The following is an 18,962-nucleotide window of genomic DNA, read 5'->3' on the forward strand; positions in this document are numbered from 1 at the left end:
AAGAGCCCTCTATTTATAGGATTAGCAGTCAAAAAATGGTATAATGAAAGGTAATGAAAAAATCAAACGAGGCTGAGATGAAACTACTTTATACCGATATTCGGACTTCTTTAACAGAAATCCTAACCAAGGAGGCTCAGGGACTGGTTGCCCAAGGTAAACGAGTCTTTTATATCGCCCCTAACTCTCTTTCTTTTGAAAAGGAACGTGCCGTGCTGGAGTGCTTGAGTCAGCAGGCTTCTTTTGCGATCACAGTCACGCGCTTCGCTCAAATGGCTCGTTATCTGGTTTTAAACGATATACCAGCGAAGTCTAGTCTCGATGATATTGGTCTGGGCATGGTTTTCTATAAATGTTTGTCTGAGATAGACGCTAAGGATTTGCGAGTTTACGGGGCTATTAAGCAAGATCCGCAATTCATCCAACAACTGATTGAGATTTATCATGAAATGACAACTGCAAAGATGAGCTTTTTGGATTTAGAAAGTCTATCTGACGCTGATAAACGTTCTGATTTACTCTTGATTTTTGAAAAGGTAACAGCTTATCTGAATCAAGGTCAAGTTTCGCAAGGGAGTCAATTGTCATATCTGATCAATGCTATCGAAGAAAATAAAGTAAGTAGTGATTTTAGTAAGATTGCCCTAGTCATTGATGGTTTTACCCGATTTTCTGCAGAAGAAGAACACCTAGTGGATCTACTTTATCGTAAGGGTGTTGAAATTGTTATCGGGGCTTATGCGACTAAAAAAGCTTATACAAGTCCATTTAGTGAAGGTAACCTCTATCAAGCCAGTGTTGAGTTTTTGAGACATTTGGCCTTTAAATATCAGACTAAGGCAGAAAATACTTATCAAGAACATGAGAAACTTGATGCCTTTGCCAAAGCCTCAAAATTACTGGAAAGTGCTTATGATTATTCTGAAATTAGTTTAGATGTGAATGACGAAGATAGAAAGGACTTGCAAATCTGGTCTTGTCTGACACAAAAAGAAGAGCTGGAGTTAGTTGCTCGTAGTATTCGCCAGAAATTGCACCAAGAGCCAGAACTTAGCTATAAGAATTTTCGAATCCTACTTGGTGACGTAGAGTCCTATAAACTGTCCTTGCAGACAATTTTTAATCAATATCAAATTCCTTTTTATTTGGGCAAGAGTGAGTCTATGGCTCATCATCCTCTAACTCAATTTGTAGAATCCATCGGGCGTTTGAAACGATACAATTTCCGTCAAGAAGATTTGATTAATCTCTTACGCACTGGCTTGTATACTGACCTTAACCAAGAGGAAATTGATAGCTTTGAACAATATATCCGCTATTTGGGTATTGATGGACTTTCTAACTTTAAACAAGAATTTACGAAAAACCATCGTGAAAAATTTGATTTAGTCAAATTAAATGAGCTTCGTGTTCGTGTTCTAAGTCCACTAGAAACTCTATTATCCAGTCGTAAACAAAAGGCTGAAAATATCCTTACAAAATGGAATAACTTTTTGAAGGATGCATCTGTTACCAAGCAATTACAAGCCTTATCTGAAACAATGGATGCGGCAGAGCAAGAAAGACAAGAGGAGGTCTGGAAAGCATTTTGCCACGTAATGGAGCAATTTGCGACTGTATTTGAGGGGACTCAGGTTACTTTAGATGATTTCTTGGCTCTTCTTCATTCAGGTATGAGCTTGTCAAATTACCGTACAATTCCAGCAACGGTAGATACTGTCCTGGTGCAGAGTTATGATTTGATTGCACCCTTGACAGCTGATTACATCTATGCAATTGGTTTAACTCAAGATCATTTGCCCAAAATTGCTCAAAACACCAGTTTGTTGAGCGATGAAGAAAGAGAATCCTTGAATCAAATGACTCAAGAAGGTTCTCAATTACTGATTGCAAGTCAAGAAAACCTCAAGAAGAATCGCTATACTATGCTTTCTTTGGTAAACTCTGCTAGGAAGCAATTAGTCTTATCGGCGCCAAGTTTACTCAATGAAAATGAGAGTAAAGAGTCGGTATATCTGAAAGAATTACAAGACTTTGGTTTTAGCAAGATTGAAAAGAGAATTGACCGAAAAAATCTAACAAAGGATGATATTGGTTCTTATCACAGCCTTTTGTCTAGTCTGGTTGCCTATCATCAGCAAGGTGAGAGGGAGACAAGTGACCAAGACTTAACCTTTGTCAAGGTTTTAGCTCGTGTGATGGGTAAAAAGTTGGAAGACCAAGGTTTAGAAAATCCGGTTTTACCAACAAGTCCGAAAAGCAAGGCTTTAGCTAATGATACACTGGAAGCTTTATATCCGCAGGAACAAGATTTCTATCTATCTACTTCTGGTTTAACAGAATTTTACCGTAATGAATACAGTTACTATCTCCGTTATGTCTTAGGTTTGCAGGAAGAATTGCGTCTCCGTCCTGATGCACGAAGTCACGGGAATTTCTTGCACCGTATTTTTGAACGTGCAATGAAACTTCCTGCTGATACATCTTTTGATCGCCGTTTAGAACAGGCCATCTCTGAAACTAGTCAAGAAAGAGACTTTCAAGCTATTTATCAAGAAAGTTTAGAATCTCAATTTGCTAAGGAAGTTCTCTTAGATGTAGCACGCGCTACTGGACATATTCTTCGTCACAATGCTGATGTCGAAACGGTTCAAGAGGAGGCTGTTTTTGGTGGCAAGGAACAAGCTTTTGTACAGTTAGATAACGGTCGTAATATTTATGTCCGTGGGAAGGTCGATCGTATTGACCGTTTGAAAACGTCAGATGCTATTGGTGTTGTAGACTACAAATCTTCTCTAACTCAGTTTAACTTTCCTCTCTTTTTTAACGGTTTAAACTCACAATTGCCAACATACTTGGCTGCTCTTAAGAAAGAAGGATATAAAGACTTCTTTGGTGCTATGTACCTAGAAATGGCTGAACCAATTCAGTCATTACAAACTGCAAAAACTCTTTCTAAAGCAGTAGCAGAAACGAATAAGACTATGAAATACCAAGGCCTCTTTCTTGAAAAAGAGATAAAAAACCTTGGAGAGTTTTACAATAAAAACAAAACCTATCAGTTGTCTGATGAGGAATTTCAGTTATTGCTGGACTATAACGCCCTTATCTATAAAAAGGCGGCAGAGAAGATTTTATCTGGTGAATTTGCGATCAACCCTTATACAGAAAACGGTAGAAGCATTGCACCCTATGTTCAACAATATCAAGCTATTACAGGTTTTGAAGCCAATTATCATTTAGGTCAGGCGAGATTTTTAGAGAAAGTTGCCAAGAGCAATGCCAAGGAAGCTTGGTTTAATAAAATCAGAGAGGAGTTGGAGCGATGAAATTTTTATCTCAAGAAGAGATTGCAGCCTTGCAAGTAGCAGAAGCTAAATCTGACAAGAAACCAAAGAAAACTACTGAGCAAATTCAAGCTATTTATAGCTCTGGTCAAAATATTCTAGTCTCAGCTTCTGCTGGTTCAGGGAAAACCTTTGTCATGGCTGAACGAATTCTTGACCAACTAGCGCGTGGTGTTGAGATTCGCCAACTCTTTATCTCAACCTTTACGGTAAAGGCAGCAACCGAGTTAAAAGAACGCTTGGAAAAGAAAATTAGCCAACAAATTCAAGAAACGCAAGATCTTGAACTAAAAAAACACCTCGGCAGACAATTAGCTGATTTACCCAACGCTGCTATTGGAACCATGGACTCTTTTACCCAGAAATTCTTGACCAAGCATGGTTATCTCCTTGACCTCTCTCCAAACTTTCGTATCCTTCAAAATGAAAGTGAGCAGCTTCTCTTAAAAAATGAGGTTTTTCGTCAAGTTTTTGAAAGTCACTACCAAGGTAAAGAACAAGGCAAGTTTAGTCAGCTGGTTAAGAACTTTGCAGGAAGAAGCAAGGATGCGCGTGGACTGCGTAAACAGGTCTATATGATTTATGACTTTTTGCAATCTACCAGCAATCCTCAGGCTTGGCTAGAAGATTCCTTTCTAAAAGGCTTTGAAGAGGCTGATTTTACCGTTGCTAAAGAAAACCTTGAAGAGGATATAAAAGAAAGACTTTGGGATTTAGAAAGCTTTTTCCGTTACCATTTGGATAATGATGCCAAGGAATTTGGCAAAGCAGCTTATTTAGAATCTGTCCAACAAGTTCTTGATGAGATCGGTTCTTTAAGCCATGAATCTACTTTTGAGCAATATCTAGAAGTTTTAGACCGAGTTGTTAGTATCTCTAAGGATAAGGGAGGTCGTGCTCTTACAAATGCTAGTCGTAAGGTCGAACTGCAAGACTTGAAAGAAGCATACAACCAAGAGAGAAAAGCAAAGTTTGAAAAGCTGATCTCACTAAATGATCAAATAACTTTACTAAAATTCCAAGAAGATTATCATCAAGATTCCTGGGACTTGGCAAAGACTTTCCAAGTCTTCATGAGGGATTTTGTTGATGCCTATCGACAACGGAAGCGCGAAGAAAATGCCTTTGAATTTGCTGATATTAGCCACTATACCATTGAGATTTTAGAAAACTTCCCTCAGGTTCGACAAGAGTATCAGGAACGCTTCCATGAAGTCATGGTCGATGAGTACCAGGATACCAACCACATCCAGGAAAGAATGCTAGAACTCCTCTCAAATGGTCATAATCGTTTTATGGTAGGAGATATTAAGCAGTCTATTTATCGATTTAGACAGGCAGATCCCCAAATCTTCAACGAAAAATTTCATAGCTTTGCTCATGATGGCAAAGAAGGTCAGTTAATTCTGCTTAAGGAAAATTTCCGGAGCAGTTCAGAAGTTCTAGATGCTACGAATGATGTCTTTAAACATCTTATGGACGAGGAAGTTGGAGAGATATCTTATGACGGTATGCATCAACTTGTTTTTGGAAATACTGATATTCAAGTAAATCCTGAAAACAAGGCAGAAGTTCTCTTATATGATAAGGATGATAGCGATTCTGATGATGAGGAGGAATTAGTAACCAATAAACTGACTGGTGAGATGCGCATGGTGCTTAAGGAGATAATTCACCTTCATAATGATAAGGGTGTACCTTTCAAGGACATGGCTCTCTTAACTGCCAGCAGAAGTCGTAATGACCAGGTCCTACTTGCCTTGTCTGAGTATGGTATTCCAGTCAAGACAGATGGTGCTCAAAGCAATTATTTGCAATCTTTAGAAGTGCAGGTTATGTTGGATATTCTTCGTGTCATCCATAATCCTCTCCAAGACTTCGCTTTAGTAGCTCTCATGAAGTCTCCTATGTTTAGCTTTGATGAAGATGAATTGGCTCGATTAGCCCTTCAGAAATCCGAGGATAAGGTTCAAGAAAACTTTTATGAGAAACTAGTCAATGCTCAGGAGAAAATTGGTCTTCAAAAGGATTTAATCAAAGCTGAATTACAAAAGAAACTAAACTTCTTCATGGAAACTGTCCAGTCTTGGCGTTTGTATTCTAAAACGCACTCACTTTATGGTCTCATTTGGAAAATCTATAGCGACCGTTTTTACTATGACTATGTCGGTGCTTTGCCAAATGGTCAAGCTAGACAGGCAAATCTCTATGCCCTTGCTTTAAGAGCAGATCAGTTTGAAAAGAGTAATTTCAAGGGATTATCTCGCTTTATTCGAATGATAGATCAGGTCTTGGAAGCCCAACATGATCTTGCCAATGTGGCTGTAGCACCACCTAAGGATGCTGTAGAACTTATGAGTATTCATAAAAGTAAGGGCCTTGAGTTTCCTTATGTCTTTATCCTCAACATTGATCAGCAATTCAACAAGCAAGATTCTATGTCTGAGGTCATCCTAAGTCGAAGAAATGGCCTTGGTCTCAAGTATGTTGCTAGAGTTGCTACAGATGCCAAAGAGGAATACGTTCCATCTACGATTAAATTATCTATCCCTAGCTTGACCTATACGCAAAACGAAGAAGAACTTCAGTTAGCAAGTTATTCTGAACTCATGCGTTTACTTTATGTAGCCATGACACGTGCTGAGAAAAAATTATATTTAGTTGGAAAAGGATCTCGTGAAAAATTAGAAGCAAAAGAATATCCGACAAATGGGCAAGGTCTTTTGACTCGAGAAACTAGATTAGACGCTACTAATTTCCAAGATTGGATTTGGGCCATTTATCAAGCATTTTCTAAGGAGGATTTGCATTTCACTGTGCGCTTTGAAGGTGAAGAAGACCTAACCAAAGAAGCTATCGGAGAATTGGAAAATAAAAGCCAGCTCCAAGACCAATCCCAAGCAGATAATCGCCAGTCAGAAACCATCAAAAATGCGTTGGAAATGCTGAAAGAAGTGGAAGTCTATAATCAAGTCCACCGAGCAGCAATTAATCTTCCAAGTGTTCAAACGCCAAGTCAGATTAAAAAGTTCTATGAACCAGTCATGGATATGGAAGGAGTAGTAGTAGCTGGTCAAAGTCAACTAAAAGAAAGTACGGTTCAATTCAACCTTCCTGATTTCTCTAAAACTAAGAAAGTTACTGGTGCTGAAATTGGTAGTGCTACCCATGAACTCATGCAGAGAATTAATCTAGCTAAGAAACCAACTTTAGAGACTTTAACAGATGCTTTAGAGCAAGTTCAAGTAAGTTCAGCTGTCAAATCCAAAATCAATCTAGGAAAAATTTTGTCCTTCTTTGATACAGCTCTAGGTCAAGAGATTCTTGCAAATCAAGATAAACTCTATCGAGAACAACCTTTCTCAATGTTGAAAAGAGATGCTAAGAGTCAGGAAGATTTTGTTGTCCGTGGAATCTTAGATGGATATCTCCTCTACAATGATAAGATTGCTCTCTTTGACTACAAGACAGATCGTTATGAGCATGCTAGTCAACTTGTTGAACGTTATCGTGGTCAATTAGAACTCTATGCAGAGGCTCTATCTCGTTCATATCAGATAGAAACCGTTGAAAAATATTTGATTCTACTTGGTAAAGACCAAGTAGAAGTCGTTAAACTTTAAAAAGAAAGGAGACATCATGTCCATTCCTGTTAGAAAAAACTTATATGATGCAGTTTTAGAGGCCTCTAAAGCCGATACTTGGGAACAAGCTACCAAAGAATGGAGTGAAGTTTCCTTGATTTTTAATGGAATCGGTCGAAGCAATTGTGTCTGCGGTAATGCTATTAAGTATGCTTATGAACTTTTTAACGGAGTTACTGGCAAACGCCTCTTCCCCATTGGGAGTGACTGTGTGCGTCATTTCCAAAGAATTAGCCTAGATCAACAGCTAGAAGAGGAAGAAAAACTTCTCAGAAAGCTTGAAAATCTAACCAGAAAGGCCCAGAAAAAAGAAGTCATTCGAGTTAATAAAACGGATTTTGATGAGCGACTAATCAACTGGCTATGGGAAAAGGGAGCTTTCAAGTCAAATCGTGGCAATCAATTCTCACCAGAAAAGGATTATCAACTCTTTTTGGAAGTTTTTCAAGGTGGAAGTTGGAGTAGGGCAGAGCCTTTGAAGAAAGCTCGTATGGAGGAAGTCCTTGAAAAATTTATCAAACCCTTTCTACTTGGAAAATCTGACGATCAGCTCTATCTTGTTAAACTAGGAAAAGAAAAAATTGACTATGAGCAGGAACTTCGCATCAAGGCTGAAAAGGAGCGAAAGAAGCGAGACAAGATTGCTAAACAATATGCGGATAACCTGGTTCTAGCAATGGGACCAGCTGAACGTGCCTATCAGGATTACTTTGGACTGAGCGAAACACTGACACTAGAAGAGCGCCAGTGGGAAAAGATTCTCTTCGGTAAAAATCGGACAGAACGTTCTATAAAATCAAAACAGTACCAAAGAGAACTCGAAAAGGATCAACGCATTGCTAGTCAAGATCCTCTTGAAAGAAAACAAAAGCAAGTCTGGTTGCTTAACTCGTATTTTAAGGATATACCCGAAGAAAAAGCTCGATTTTCCCGACTTCTAATCATGTATCGAAAAACTGGAGAAATTCCATTTTCAACTGACTATCTCTCTAACACTTTGCTTGACTTTTTCTACAAAATGAAGGCTTTTGAATTTGAAATAGCACCTGATCAGGTACGTGATTTTCTAAAGGAATGTTTAGATGAAGAAAACCTATCATCCGCTCAAAAATCTTGGATAGAAGGCATTTTAACCAACTGCATCAAACCTTTTTTAGAAAGAATGATAGTATAGCGGTAGTTTTCGTCCTGCATGGAGAGACTCATTATTGTTAAAATTATGTCTCTAAAACATTTGACATAATTTTATTTATGTATTAACTTGAAATTTTTGTATCAACATTAAAAATTAGAAAGAAACTATGTCAAAAGAAATCGATATCGAATATTATCACCAACTAGCCTTGCAAAAACAAAAAGAGCATCGTAAGTTTTTAGGAAATCTAAAGAAGAAAGCGCCTAAAAATTTAGATAAAATTGCGCTTGAAATCCATCAAGAAGTTTTTACTGAAATTGATTGTACAGCCTGCGCTAACTGCTGTAAGAGTCTTGGTCCAGACTTCAAAGAAGCAGATATCACACGTATTGCCAAGTATTTTAAAATGAAATTGCCAGCCTTTGAAGCTGAGTTTTTGCAAGTAGATGAAGATGGAGATAAGGTCTTCAAATCGATGCCCTGTCCATTTTTAGGAGGCGATAATCTCTGTTCCATCTACGATGTTCGTCCCAAAGCCTGTCGTGAATTTCCACATACTGACCGTAAGAAGATTTACCAAATCAATAATCTTACTATTAAAAATACCCTAACCTGCCCCGCAGCCTATCTCTTTGTTGAAAAGTTAAGAGAGAAAATAGACTAAGTACTCTCATTGTATGATAAGAATCATCCTCAAATACAGTCGCTATTTGAGGATTTTTGTATATTTATTTTTATCTGAAAATTCAAACTAAATATCTTATTGAGTGATAAGTCCTTTTTTAAGCTTAAAGTTTTTTAAACTTTTTCTTAAAGAAAACTGATATAAGGTATCTTTAAGCGATTTTCTGTATAGTTATACCGTCATCAAAGAAAGAGGTATCGATATGAACTACATAGTCATTCCAGCTTATCAACCAGATAATAACCTTATCAAACTCATCGAAAAAATTCACGAAAAGAGTGATTTTCATATCTTAGTCATAGACGACGGCAGTTCATCAGAGTGCCAAAAAATCTTTGATAAAGCAAAACAATTTGCTACTGTCATTCGTCACCAAGTGAACCAAGGTAAAGGGCAGGCTCTAAAAACAGCCTTTACTTATATCCAAGAACAAAACATTTATGGTACGGTTGTCACAGCAGATGCGGATGGACAGCACAAGGTATGGGATATTTTCCGCACGGCTAATAAAGCTTCCGAAAATCCAAACAAGCTAATCTTGGGTGTACGTGCCTTTTCTGGAAAAGTTCCCCTTCGTAGCCGTTTTGGTAACAGCTTAACCAAAGCTCTCTTTAAACTTCAAACAGGAGTAGGAGTAACAGATACGCAGACAGGTCTTCGTGCTTTTACGACAAACTTGATTCCTTTTATGTTAAAAATAGAAGGCCAACGTTATGAATATGAAATGAATATGTTGCTCGAAGCAACGAAAGAATACGAGATTCTAGAAGTGCCTATTGAAACTGTCTATATCAATGATAATGAGGCTTCACACTTCCGCCCAATCCAAGACGGGCTCATGATTTATAAAAATATCTTTAAATTTGCCTTATCATCTCTCAGTAGCTTTGTTGTAGACTATGTCGTTTACGCCCTAGCAATCTTGATTTTGCCGACAGTTCCGACGAGTCTACGAATTTTTCTAGCAAACGGAGTAGCTCGTGTAACTAGCTCAATTTTTAACTATTCTACAAATAAAAAACTAGTATTTAAAAATGACGATAGCCTTGTAAAAACAGGGATGGGGTACTTTGGTCTAGCAGTCGGACTCTTTGTCTTAGACACGCTACTGATTCGTCTCTTCTTTACAGTCTTCGGAATCAACCTTCTGATTGCCAAAGTTATCGTCGGCATCCTTCTCTTCGCTGTCTCTTGGACAGTGCAGAAGAAATTCATCTTTAAGGAAAGGACATCAACTGTATTATGAAATTTTTAAAGAAACGCTATGCTTACGCCTCAGTTCTTGGCCTACTCTTGACAGGATCCTTTAGTTACTCAATGCTAAAGACCTTTGTCCTCGCTGAGACAATATCAACAGTCGCTACAACTAGCACAAGTTCCAATGCTGCAGCAGCAAGTCAAGCTGCTAAGACAGCTACTGTCACTGACTCTAGTTATAAAGATGACAATATTTCCGTCAATTTGTCTGAAACGACGGTCAATAATACACAAGTCTACGTTGCTGATATTACTCTGAGCTCATCAGATTATCTGAAAACTGCCTTTGCTCAAAATGCCTATGGAACTAACGTAACTGCTAAAACCTCTGTAACCGCAGCTGACAACAATGCCATTTTAGCGGTAAACGGGGACTACTATGGTGCTAACTCAACAGGTTATGTTATCCGTAATGGAGTAGTTTATCGTGATACTGTTCGTGAAGATTCTAGTAATGGTGACTTAGCTATTTATAAAGACGGCTCTTTCAAGGTTATTTACGAAGATCAGATCTCAGCTGAGCAACTAGTAAATGATGGTGTCGTCAATCTCTTGGCTTTTGGACCAGCCTTGGTCGAAAATGGTGAAATTGCAGTTGATACCAATACAGAAGTAGGACAGGCCATGGCTTCAAATCCTCGTACAGCTATTGGTATTATCGATGAAAACCACTATATCATCGTGGTTTCAGATGGACGTACCTCTGAAAGTGAAGGTCTCTCTCTTTATCAGCTCGCTGAGGTCATGAAATCTTATGGAGCAAAAACAGCCTACAACCTTGATGGTGGTGGATCATCTACACTTTACTTCAACGGTCAGGTTATCAATAAACCAACGACTGGAGGAAACAAAATTTCAGAAAGGGCGGTGAGTGACATTGTCTACATTGGTTACTAATTTTAGCAAAAAACGATTTAAAAAAACGGTCATTTCTTATACACTAATCACTATTTTCTTCTTTGCATTTTCTCGAATTTACGAAGCTTTTAGTTTTGGAGAAACTTCTGTCCATATGCACTATTTGTTTGCAGTACCTCTTGTCGGGGGAATTCTACTTGCAATCTTTCTCAAAGTTCTTCCACATTTCTCTCGTATTAGTCTAAATCTATGGAATTCGGCAGTAGCGATTATTATAGCGGGTACACTTTTCCGTGGGATTGTCAACCTTTCAGGACGCTCAACAACCTTGGATGCACCCTACTGGTATGTTGGGATTGGTTTTGCAATACTAGCGATCGTCACTATTTTCATCAATCCAAACCTTTGGAAGAATTCTGCTAAAGCAACCAAAACGAATCGCAAAGAAGTCTATAGTCAGGTATAATTTTATAAAAAAGTAGTCGTTCAACTTATGTTCGACTACTTTTTATTGACTTTTATTTCTAAAATATTTTAAAAATATTACAAGTTCTTTTCTTCTGAAAGATACTACTTTTATATTTAACAGAATATTGTATAATATAGTGGATAAATACTGTTTTTTACACAATATATAGAAACATAAAATACAATATCTAGGTATTTGTAAGGAGAAAAGAATGAAAAAAATATTGCTGGCAAGTACAGTTGCCCTCTCTATGGCAGGTTTTGCAAAAACGACCGTCTATGCCGAGGATTCTCAAGCTACCAATAATATTCAATCATCAGAAAGAGCTTCTTCGAATACAGTAAGCAATGAGAAGAAAAACCAAAGCGAAGCTGAAAAAGCAACCTCTAAAACTCCTGATACCCAGGAACAATCGTCAAAAGAAGCAATAGTAGAGGTAGTTAACAAAGAAGGTTGGCAAATAGAAAATAACCAATGGCGTTATTATGAAAATAATCAGCCTGTTTCAAATTGGAAAAAAATAGCAGGAGTCTGGTACTATTTCAATCAAGATGGCATCATGCTTAGTAATATTATCTTTAATGATTACCTATTGAATAGTAGTGGTGCTATGGCAGAAAATGCTTGGGTAAAAATTGATGACCAATGGTATTATGCTACTGAGGACGGGAAAGTTACTCGTAATACTTGGAAAAAGATAGCTGGTGTTTGGTACCGATTTGATGAATCTGGCACAATGTTAAGCAATACTATTTATAATGATTATCTTCTCAAGACTAGTGGTGCTATGGCAGAAAATTCTTGGGTAAAAATTGCTGATAAATGGTATTATGCCACTGAGGACGGGAAAGTTACTCGTAATACTTGGAAAAAGATAGCTGGTGTTTGGTACCGATTTGATGAATCTGGCACAATGTTAAGCAATACTATTTATAATGATTATCTTCTCAAAAGTAGTGGTGCTATGGCGGAAAATTCCTGGTTAAAACTTGAGGATAAGTGGTATTATGCTACAGAATCAGGAAAAATTATTCGCGACAAGTGGGAAAAAATCAGCGGTACATGGTACTATTTTAATAAAGATGGTGACATGCTAAGTAGCCAATGGAAATCGAAATACTATCTAAAAGATAGTGGAGCCATGGCTGAGAATGAATGGATCTTTGATAAGAAATATAATAGCTGGTTCTACCTCAAGTCGGACGGTGCTTATGCTGAAAATCAATGGCAGGGTGCTTACTATCTAAAATCTGGTGGCTATATGGCTAAGAATGAATGGATTTTTGATAAGGACTATGATGCTTGGTATTACCTCAAAGAGGATGGGGTATATGTAACAGGGACTTTCAAAATCAAAGGTAAAGACTATTCCTTCCAAAGCAATGGAAAATGGATTTCTGATCCATCATCCTATTATAAAGTAACACCAATTACAGCTTATGTATACAGTGCTTCTGGTGATAGGCTCAGCTATATCTCACAAGGTAGCATTGTTTCGGTTACTGGGGCTGAAGTTCAAGGTGGTCGACTTCCAGTCAAAATTTCAGGTCTTTCAGGATATATGAACAAGAATGATCTAGTAGCGGTCAGCTCAGATAGTGAATTCATTCCTCACTATACTACGGATGGTCGTTATCTCTACCATGAGTTATCACCTTACGCAAGTATTCGTGTAGCACCACATAGTTCATCAATGACTATTGGTAAAAAGTATTATTCGGCTGATGGTATTAACTTTGAAAACTTTACAGTTGAAAATCCTTTCTTATTTAGAGATTTAAGAAAACCAAGCAATTACACGGCTCAGGAATTAGATAAAGTCTATTCTCTTATGAATATCAAGGGAAGTCGTCTGGCAGGTAAGGGGGCAATCTTTAAAGAAGCTGAAGAACGCTATCAGATCAACGCTCTCTATCTAATCGCCCATAGCGCCCTCGAAAGTTCATGGGGACGTAGCCAAATTGCTAAGGATAAAAATAATTTCTTCGGTATCGCAGCTTACGATACAACACCATATGATTCAGCTAAAAGCTTCGACGATGTTGACAAGGGTATCTTAGGTGCAGCTAAGTGGATTCGCGAAAATTACATCGATAATGGCAGAACATACCTAGGAAATAAATCATCAGGTATGAATGTTCTTTATGCTTCAGATCCATACTGGGGAGAAAAAATTGCAAGTATCATGATGAGAATCAATAGTCAACTAGGCGAAAAAGATTAAAAATCATTAAAATCGATAACGACTGTATGGTGGTTATCGATTTTGCTTATCAAGAGAAACTTGAGGAATTAACTTTATGAAACAGAATATTGAGAATAGAAATAAAAGAGGAATTGATCTACGTGACTTAGGGATTGATGCATACGCTTATGATTATTCAGCAATCCCAGACTTACTTGCTATTGTCCAAGCAAACAATCTGACAATATTAGGTGGAGATGTGTTTTGCTACAAGAATGGCCAACTGACACATACTTATGATAATTGGTATTACGAGAAACAAGATCCAACTATTGATAGCAGTAAATCCATTTTTCAAACAGAAAAGTATATCAGCAACTATGTTAAAAATTATGGTGAACACTATTATTTTTCAATCGTTTTAGACAATGAGGAATTTCATTTGTGACTGATTTACTTAGAAAACATTTTACAATCGGCATTGAATCAAGCGTCAAATACGAGAAATCATGTTATAATAAAAGATAGTGATTTATTTTAGAAAAAGGATATCTATTTAATTTTTGAAACTGGAAAAATAAATACAAATCCAATAAGAGAAAGGAATTTTACAGAATGGCAACTATTCAATGGTTTCCTGGACATATGTCTAAGGCGCGTCGTCAGGTTCAGGAAAATTTAAAATTCGTTGATTTTGTGACAGTTTTAGTAGATGCACGTTTGCCCTTGTCAAGTCAAAATCCGATGCTGACTAAAATCATCGGAGATAAACCAAGACTATTGATTTTGAACAAGGCAGACCTAGCAGACCCAGCATTAACAAAAGAATGGCGTCAGCATTTTGAATCACAAGGCATTCAAACACTGGCAATCAATTCTAAAGAGCAAATTACGGTAAAAGTTGTAACGGACGCTGCTAAGAAACTCATGGCAGATAAGATAGCTCGTCAAAAGGAACGTGGGATTCAAATCGAAACCTTACGTACCATGATAATCGGTATTCCAAACGCTGGTAAATCGACGCTAATGAACCGTTTGGCTGGTAAGAAAATTGCTGTAGTTGGTAATAAGCCAGGTGTGACAAAGGGTCAGCAATGGCTCAAAACAAATAAGGATTTGGAAATCTTGGATACTCCAGGGATTCTCTGGCCAAAATTTGAAGATGAAACTGTTGCTCTTAAACTTGCCCTTACAGGAGCAATAAAGGATCAATTGCTTCCAATGGATGAAGTGACTATTTTCGGTCTCAATTACTTTAAAACCCATTATCCTGATAAGCTTCAAGAACGTTTTAAACAAATGAATCTGGACGATGAAGCTCCTGAAATCATCATGGACATGACTCGTATCCTTGGTTTCCGTAATGATTACGATCGTTTTTACAACCTTTTCGTCAAGGAAGTTCGTGATGGAAAACTAGGCAACTATACATTAGATACATTGGAAGACCTCAATGGCAACGATTAAAGAAATAAAAGAAGAATTAGCAAAGATAATTGAACTTAATAGCACCTTGTTTAAAGAATTTGAAAAAGATTCTCGTTCAGGTGTCCAAAAAGAAATTGAAAAGCGCAAAAAAGCTATTCAAGCTGAAATTGATGAAAATCTCCGCTTAGAAGGCATGTTATCTTATGAAAAAGAGCTTTACGCTCAAGGTATTAGCTTAATTGCAGGTGTAGATGAAGTTGGACGTGGGCCTTTAGCTGGTCCTGTTGTTGCTGCAGCAGTCATTCTGCCCCAAAATTGTAAGATTAAAGGCTTAAATGACAGTAAAAAGATCCCTAAGAAAAAACACGAGGAGATTTTTCAAGCCGTTAAGGACAATGCTCTAGCAATTGGTATTGGCATTATGGACAATCAAGTCATTGATCAAGTCAATATCTATGAAGCAACTAAACTAGCTATGAAAGAAGCTATCTCTCAGCTTGACCCTCAACCAGAACACCTTTTGATTGATGCTATGAAGTTGGATTTACCGATTTCTCAGACATCCATCATCAAAGGAGATGCGAATTCCCTATCCATTGCAGCTGCATCCATCATTGCTAAGGTTACCAGAGATAAGATCATGGCTAACTATGACCAAGAATTTCCAGGCTATGATTTTGCTCAAAATGCTGGCTATGGAACTGCTAAGCATCTAGAAGGAATTGAAAAACACGGTGTCACACCTATTCATCGCACCAGTTTTGAACCGATTAAAACGATCGTTTCAGAAACTAGTAAAAGATAATTAAAGGAGAGAATTATGGGGGAACAGTCGGAAATACTCAGCTCCAAGAAAGAATTTGCCTTCACATCCAGTACGATCTTAGCTCAAGTAGGGCGAGGTATTATTGTCGGATTAGTCGTAGGAATTATTGTAGGATCATTTCGATTTTTGATCGAAAAAGGCTTTCATATCGTTCAAGGATTTTATCAAGACCAAGAGAATCTGATACGGAATCTATTGATTATTTTATTGTTTTATATCCTCATTTGGTTACTTAGTGCCAAATTAACACGTTCAGAAAAAGATATCAAAGGTTCTGGTATTCCTCAAGTTGAAGCGGAGTTAAAAGGTCTCATGTCTCTCAACTGGTGGAGTGTCCTCTGGAAGAAATACATTCTAGGTATCTTGGCCATTGCGAGTGGGCTCATGCTCGGTCGTGAAGGTCCCAGTATTCAGCTAGGTGCCGTTGGAGGAAAAGGAATTGCTAAATGGCTCAAGTCTAGCCCTGTTGAGGAGCGTTCTTTGATTGCTAGCGGAGCTGCTGCTGGACTTGCTGCAGCCTTTAATGCACCGATTGCGGGGTTATTATTTGTAGTAGAAGAAGTCTATCACCATTTTTCACGATTCTTCTGGGTTTCTACCTTGGCAGCCAGTCTGGTAGCAAACTTCGTCTCTCTTCTCATCTTCGGCTTAACACCTGTTTTGGATATGCCGGATGATATCCCTCTTATGAGTCTTAGTCAATATTGGATTTATCTGGTGATGGGAATTTTTCTTGGGCTCTCAGGTTTTCTTTATGAAAAAACCGTTCTGAATGTCGGAAAAGTTTATGATTGGATTGGCCAAAAGGTTCATATTGATAAAGCTTATCATCCGATTTTTGCTTTTATCCTGATTATTCCAGTTGGAATATTTCTACCTCAAATACTTGGTGGAGGCAATCAGGTTGTCTTATCCTTAACAGAACAAGATTATAGCTTCCAAATTCTCTTACTTTACTTTATCATTCGCTTTATCTGGAGCATGATTAGTTACGGAAGTGGACTGCCAGGAGGTATTTTCTTACCTATTTTAGCTTTAGGTTCTTTACTTGGTGCCCTAGTAGGTGTTATTTGTGTCAATCTTGGACTTATTAGTCAGCAGCAATTTCCTATCTTTGTTATCCTTGGAATGAGTGGTTATTTTGGGGCTATCTCAAAAGCACCTTTGACAGCTATGATACTTGTGACAGAAATGGTTGGTGACATCCGCAATCTCATGCCTTTAGGTATGGTGACACTAGTTGCCTACATCGTCATGGATTTGCTCAAAGGGGCACCTGTCTATGAAGCCATGTTGGAGAAAATGCTACCTGAATCAGCAACTGATGATGGAGAAGTTACTCTAATAGAAATCCCAGTATCAGATAAAATAGCTGGTAAACAAGTACACGAACTCAATTTACCACACAATGTGCTTATCACAACCCAAGTACATAATGGTAAAAGTAAAACAGTTAATGGATCTACAAGAATGTATCTAGGTGATATGATTCATCTCGTGATTCCAAAAAGTGAAATTGGAAAAGTAAAAGATTTGCTATTATAGAAGCCTTTGTTTACATAATTTATCTTACGTAACTCAATAATTAAATAAAAAGATTTTGCAGTTAAATTTATAGATTCTAAGAAATTGAAATGATTTTAAACAAAACTCGGTCTCTAGATGATGAGATCGAGTTTTTATATTATATTCGAATAGACTGAAGAAGATTAGAAATTTTAAAACTATAAGTTCAATGAAGCAATGAATTACCAAATTTTAAGCGGTTTTTCCATTATATAGCTTACTAAGACAATCCTATATGTCCCCTACAACATCTTTCCGAAAAACTATAATTTTCTTGAAAAATATAACTAGCTATGCTATACTACTAGTATAGAATATTTGGAGAAAAACATGAAACGCGAGACTTTATTAGAACGGATTGATAGACTTAAACAAGTCATGCCTTGGTACGTCTTAGAATATTACCAATCAAAACTGGCCGTTCCATATAGTTTTACGACCTTGTACGAATACTTAAAGGAATACGATCGATTTTTTACCTGGGTCCTGGAATCTGGTATATCAGATGCTGACACCATGGCCAATATTCCCTTAGAAGTTCTGGAGCACATGACCAAGAAAGACATGGAATCCTTTATTCTTTACTTACGTGAACGTCCTTTGCTTAATGCTAATACAACTAAAAATGGTGTCTCCCAAACAACCATTAACCGTACTTTATCAGCTCTTTCTAGTCTTTATAAGTATTTAACTGAGGAAGTTGAAAACGAGCAAGGGGAACCTTATTTCTACCGTAACGTCATGAAGAAGGTTGCTACTAAGAAAAAGAAAGAAACCTTGGCGGCCAGAGCTGAAAATATCAAACAAAAGCTCTTTTTAGGGGATGAAACGGAAGGTTTTCTTAACTACATCGACCAGGAGTACCCGCAAACACTCTCAAATCGCGCCTTATCTTCCTTTAATAAGAATAAAGAGCGAGATTTAGCCATCATTGCACTGCTTCTTGCCTCTGGTGTCCGTCTCTCTGAGGCGGTTAACCTGGATCTTCGTGATCTCAACCTCAAAATGATGGTGATTGATGTTACTCGTAAGGGTGGAAAACGCGACTCGGTCAATGTTGCTGCCTTTGCTAAGCCTTATTTGGAGCAATATCTTGCTATTCGCGACAAACGCTATAAGACAGAAAAGAATGATACAGCTCTCTTTCTAACTATGTATAGAGGTGTTCCAAACCGCATCGATGCTTCTAGTGTTGAAAAAATGGTAGCCAAGTATTCAGAAGACTTCAAAGTCCGCGTGACGCCCCATAAATTACGCCACACTCTTGCGACTCGCCTCTATGATGCAACCAAATCCCAAGTTTTGGTCAGCCACCAGCTAGGACATGCTAGCACACAAGTTACCGATTTGTATACCCATATCGTTAATGAAGAGCAAAAGAATGCCTTAGATAGTTTGTAACATAATATAAATTATGTTACAATTGAAAAAGAAGGGCTCTATAATATTTGTAGTGGGTAAATCCCCTATAGATATTATGGAGCCTATTTTGTTGTAGAAAAAAAGTCCCATATGACCTATAATGAAAAGCGACAAAACAACTCATTAGAAAGATTCATATG

The 18,962-nt window shown here is 37.6% G+C and carries 13 protein-coding genes; all 13 read left to right on the forward strand.

What is annotated here, in order from left to right; all coding sequences use genetic code 11:
- Positions 1-77: 77 nt before the first annotated feature.
- Positions 78-3,329 carry an ATP-dependent nuclease subunit B gene (gene rexB / locus QM867_RS03470; protein ID WP_414315182.1) on the forward strand — a complete coding sequence of 1,084 codons (3,252 nt, stop codon included), beginning with the start codon at positions 78-80 and terminating at the stop codon, positions 3,327-3,329.
- Positions 3,326-6,970, forward strand: coding sequence for a helicase-exonuclease AddAB subunit AddA (gene addA, locus QM867_RS03475; protein ID WP_414315183.1), 3,645 nt, complete (start codon positions 3,326-3,328; stop codon positions 6,968-6,970). Before rexB ends, addA begins: the two co-directional genes overlap by 4 nt.
- A 16-nt stretch (positions 6,971-6,986) precedes the next feature.
- Positions 6,987-8,165, forward strand: coding sequence for a hypothetical protein (locus QM867_RS03480; RefSeq protein ID WP_248034231.1), 1,179 nt, complete (start codon positions 6,987-6,989; stop codon positions 8,163-8,165).
- A 127-nt stretch (positions 8,166-8,292) separates the two neighbouring features.
- Positions 8,293-8,790 carry a YkgJ family cysteine cluster protein gene (locus QM867_RS03485; RefSeq protein WP_414294495.1) on the forward strand — a complete coding sequence of 166 codons (498 nt, stop codon included), beginning with the start codon at positions 8,293-8,295 and terminating at the stop codon, positions 8,788-8,790.
- Positions 8,791-9,013: 223 nt separating this feature from the next.
- The gene (locus tag QM867_RS03490) at positions 9,014-10,057 is read left to right on the forward strand and encodes a bifunctional glycosyltransferase family 2/GtrA family protein (RefSeq protein WP_075231336.1); all 1,044 of its coding nucleotides are present in this window, start codon (positions 9,014-9,016) and stop codon (positions 10,055-10,057) included.
- On the forward strand, positions 10,054-10,965 hold the full coding sequence (locus QM867_RS03495; protein ID WP_049526308.1) for a phosphodiester glycosidase family protein: 912 nt from the start codon (positions 10,054-10,056) through the stop codon (positions 10,963-10,965). The genes QM867_RS03490 and QM867_RS03495 overlap by 4 nt, the downstream gene beginning before the upstream one ends.
- The gene (locus QM867_RS03500; RefSeq protein WP_414315184.1) at positions 10,946-11,392 is read left to right on the forward strand and encodes a hypothetical protein; all 447 of its coding nucleotides are present in this window, start codon (positions 10,946-10,948) and stop codon (positions 11,390-11,392) included. Before QM867_RS03495 ends, QM867_RS03500 begins: the two co-directional genes overlap by 20 nt.
- Before the next feature lie 214 nt (positions 11,393-11,606).
- Positions 11,607-13,619 carry a glucosaminidase domain-containing protein gene (locus QM867_RS03505; RefSeq protein WP_414315185.1) on the forward strand — a complete coding sequence of 671 codons (2,013 nt, stop codon included), beginning with the start codon at positions 11,607-11,609 and terminating at the stop codon, positions 13,617-13,619.
- Between the two features lie 76 nt (positions 13,620-13,695).
- Positions 13,696-14,028, forward strand: a complete 333-nt coding sequence (gene imm40, locus QM867_RS03510; protein WP_371607733.1) for an Imm40 family immunity protein — start codon at positions 13,696-13,698, stop codon at positions 14,026-14,028.
- 167 nt (positions 14,029-14,195) lie between these two features.
- Complete coding sequence (gene ylqF / locus QM867_RS03515) at positions 14,196-15,047, forward strand: ribosome biogenesis GTPase YlqF (protein WP_371607734.1); 852 nt, start codon at positions 14,196-14,198, stop codon at positions 15,045-15,047.
- A complete protein-coding gene (locus QM867_RS03520; protein WP_414315186.1) occupies positions 15,034-15,813 on the forward strand; it encodes a ribonuclease HII in 780 nt (259 codons plus the stop codon). The genes ylqF and QM867_RS03520 overlap by 14 nt, the downstream gene beginning before the upstream one ends.
- Positions 15,814-15,828: 15 nt before the next feature.
- On the forward strand, positions 15,829-17,379 hold the full coding sequence (locus tag QM867_RS03525) for a chloride channel protein (protein ID WP_414315187.1): 1,551 nt from the start codon (positions 15,829-15,831) through the stop codon (positions 17,377-17,379).
- A gap of 351 nt (positions 17,380-17,730) precedes the next feature.
- Positions 17,731-18,801 carry a tyrosine recombinase XerS gene (gene xerS, locus QM867_RS03530; RefSeq protein ID WP_414315188.1) on the forward strand — a complete coding sequence of 357 codons (1,071 nt, stop codon included), beginning with the start codon at positions 17,731-17,733 and terminating at the stop codon, positions 18,799-18,801.
- Positions 18,802-18,962 lie beyond the last annotated feature (161 nt).

The organism is Streptococcus infantis, from assembly GCF_047463635.1.
GTDB lineage: Bacteria > Bacillota > Bacilli > Lactobacillales > Streptococcaceae > Streptococcus > Streptococcus infantis_W.

Bases quoted from the DNA above. Each gene is read 5' to 3' on its own strand.
- imm40 (WP_371607733.1), top strand. From the start codon at position 13,696: ATGAAACAGAATATTGAGAATAGAAATAAAAGAGGAATTGATCTACGT.
- QM867_RS03485 (WP_414294495.1), top strand. From the start codon at position 8,293: ATGTCAAAAGAAATCGATATCGAATATTATCACCAACTAGCCTTGCAA.
- QM867_RS03490 (WP_075231336.1), top strand. From the start codon at position 9,014: ATGAACTACATAGTCATTCCAGCTTATCAACCAGATAATAACCTTATC.
- QM867_RS03480 (WP_248034231.1), top strand. From the start codon at position 6,987: ATGTCCATTCCTGTTAGAAAAAACTTATATGATGCAGTTTTAGAGGCC.
- QM867_RS03525 (WP_414315187.1), top strand. From the start codon at position 15,829: ATGGGGGAACAGTCGGAAATACTCAGCTCCAAGAAAGAATTTGCCTTC.
- ylqF (WP_371607734.1), top strand. From the start codon at position 14,196: ATGGCAACTATTCAATGGTTTCCTGGACATATGTCTAAGGCGCGTCGT.
- QM867_RS03505 (WP_414315185.1), top strand. From the start codon at position 11,607: ATGAAAAAAATATTGCTGGCAAGTACAGTTGCCCTCTCTATGGCAGGT.
- QM867_RS03495 (WP_049526308.1), top strand. From the start codon at position 10,054: ATGAAATTTTTAAAGAAACGCTATGCTTACGCCTCAGTTCTTGGCCTA.
- rexB (WP_414315182.1), top strand. From the start codon at position 78: ATGAAACTACTTTATACCGATATTCGGACTTCTTTAACAGAAATCCTA.
- addA (WP_414315183.1), top strand. From the start codon at position 3,326: ATGAAATTTTTATCTCAAGAAGAGATTGCAGCCTTGCAAGTAGCAGAA.
- QM867_RS03520 (WP_414315186.1), top strand. From the start codon at position 15,034: ATGGCAACGATTAAAGAAATAAAAGAAGAATTAGCAAAGATAATTGAA.
- xerS (WP_414315188.1), top strand. From the start codon at position 17,731: ATGAAACGCGAGACTTTATTAGAACGGATTGATAGACTTAAACAAGTC.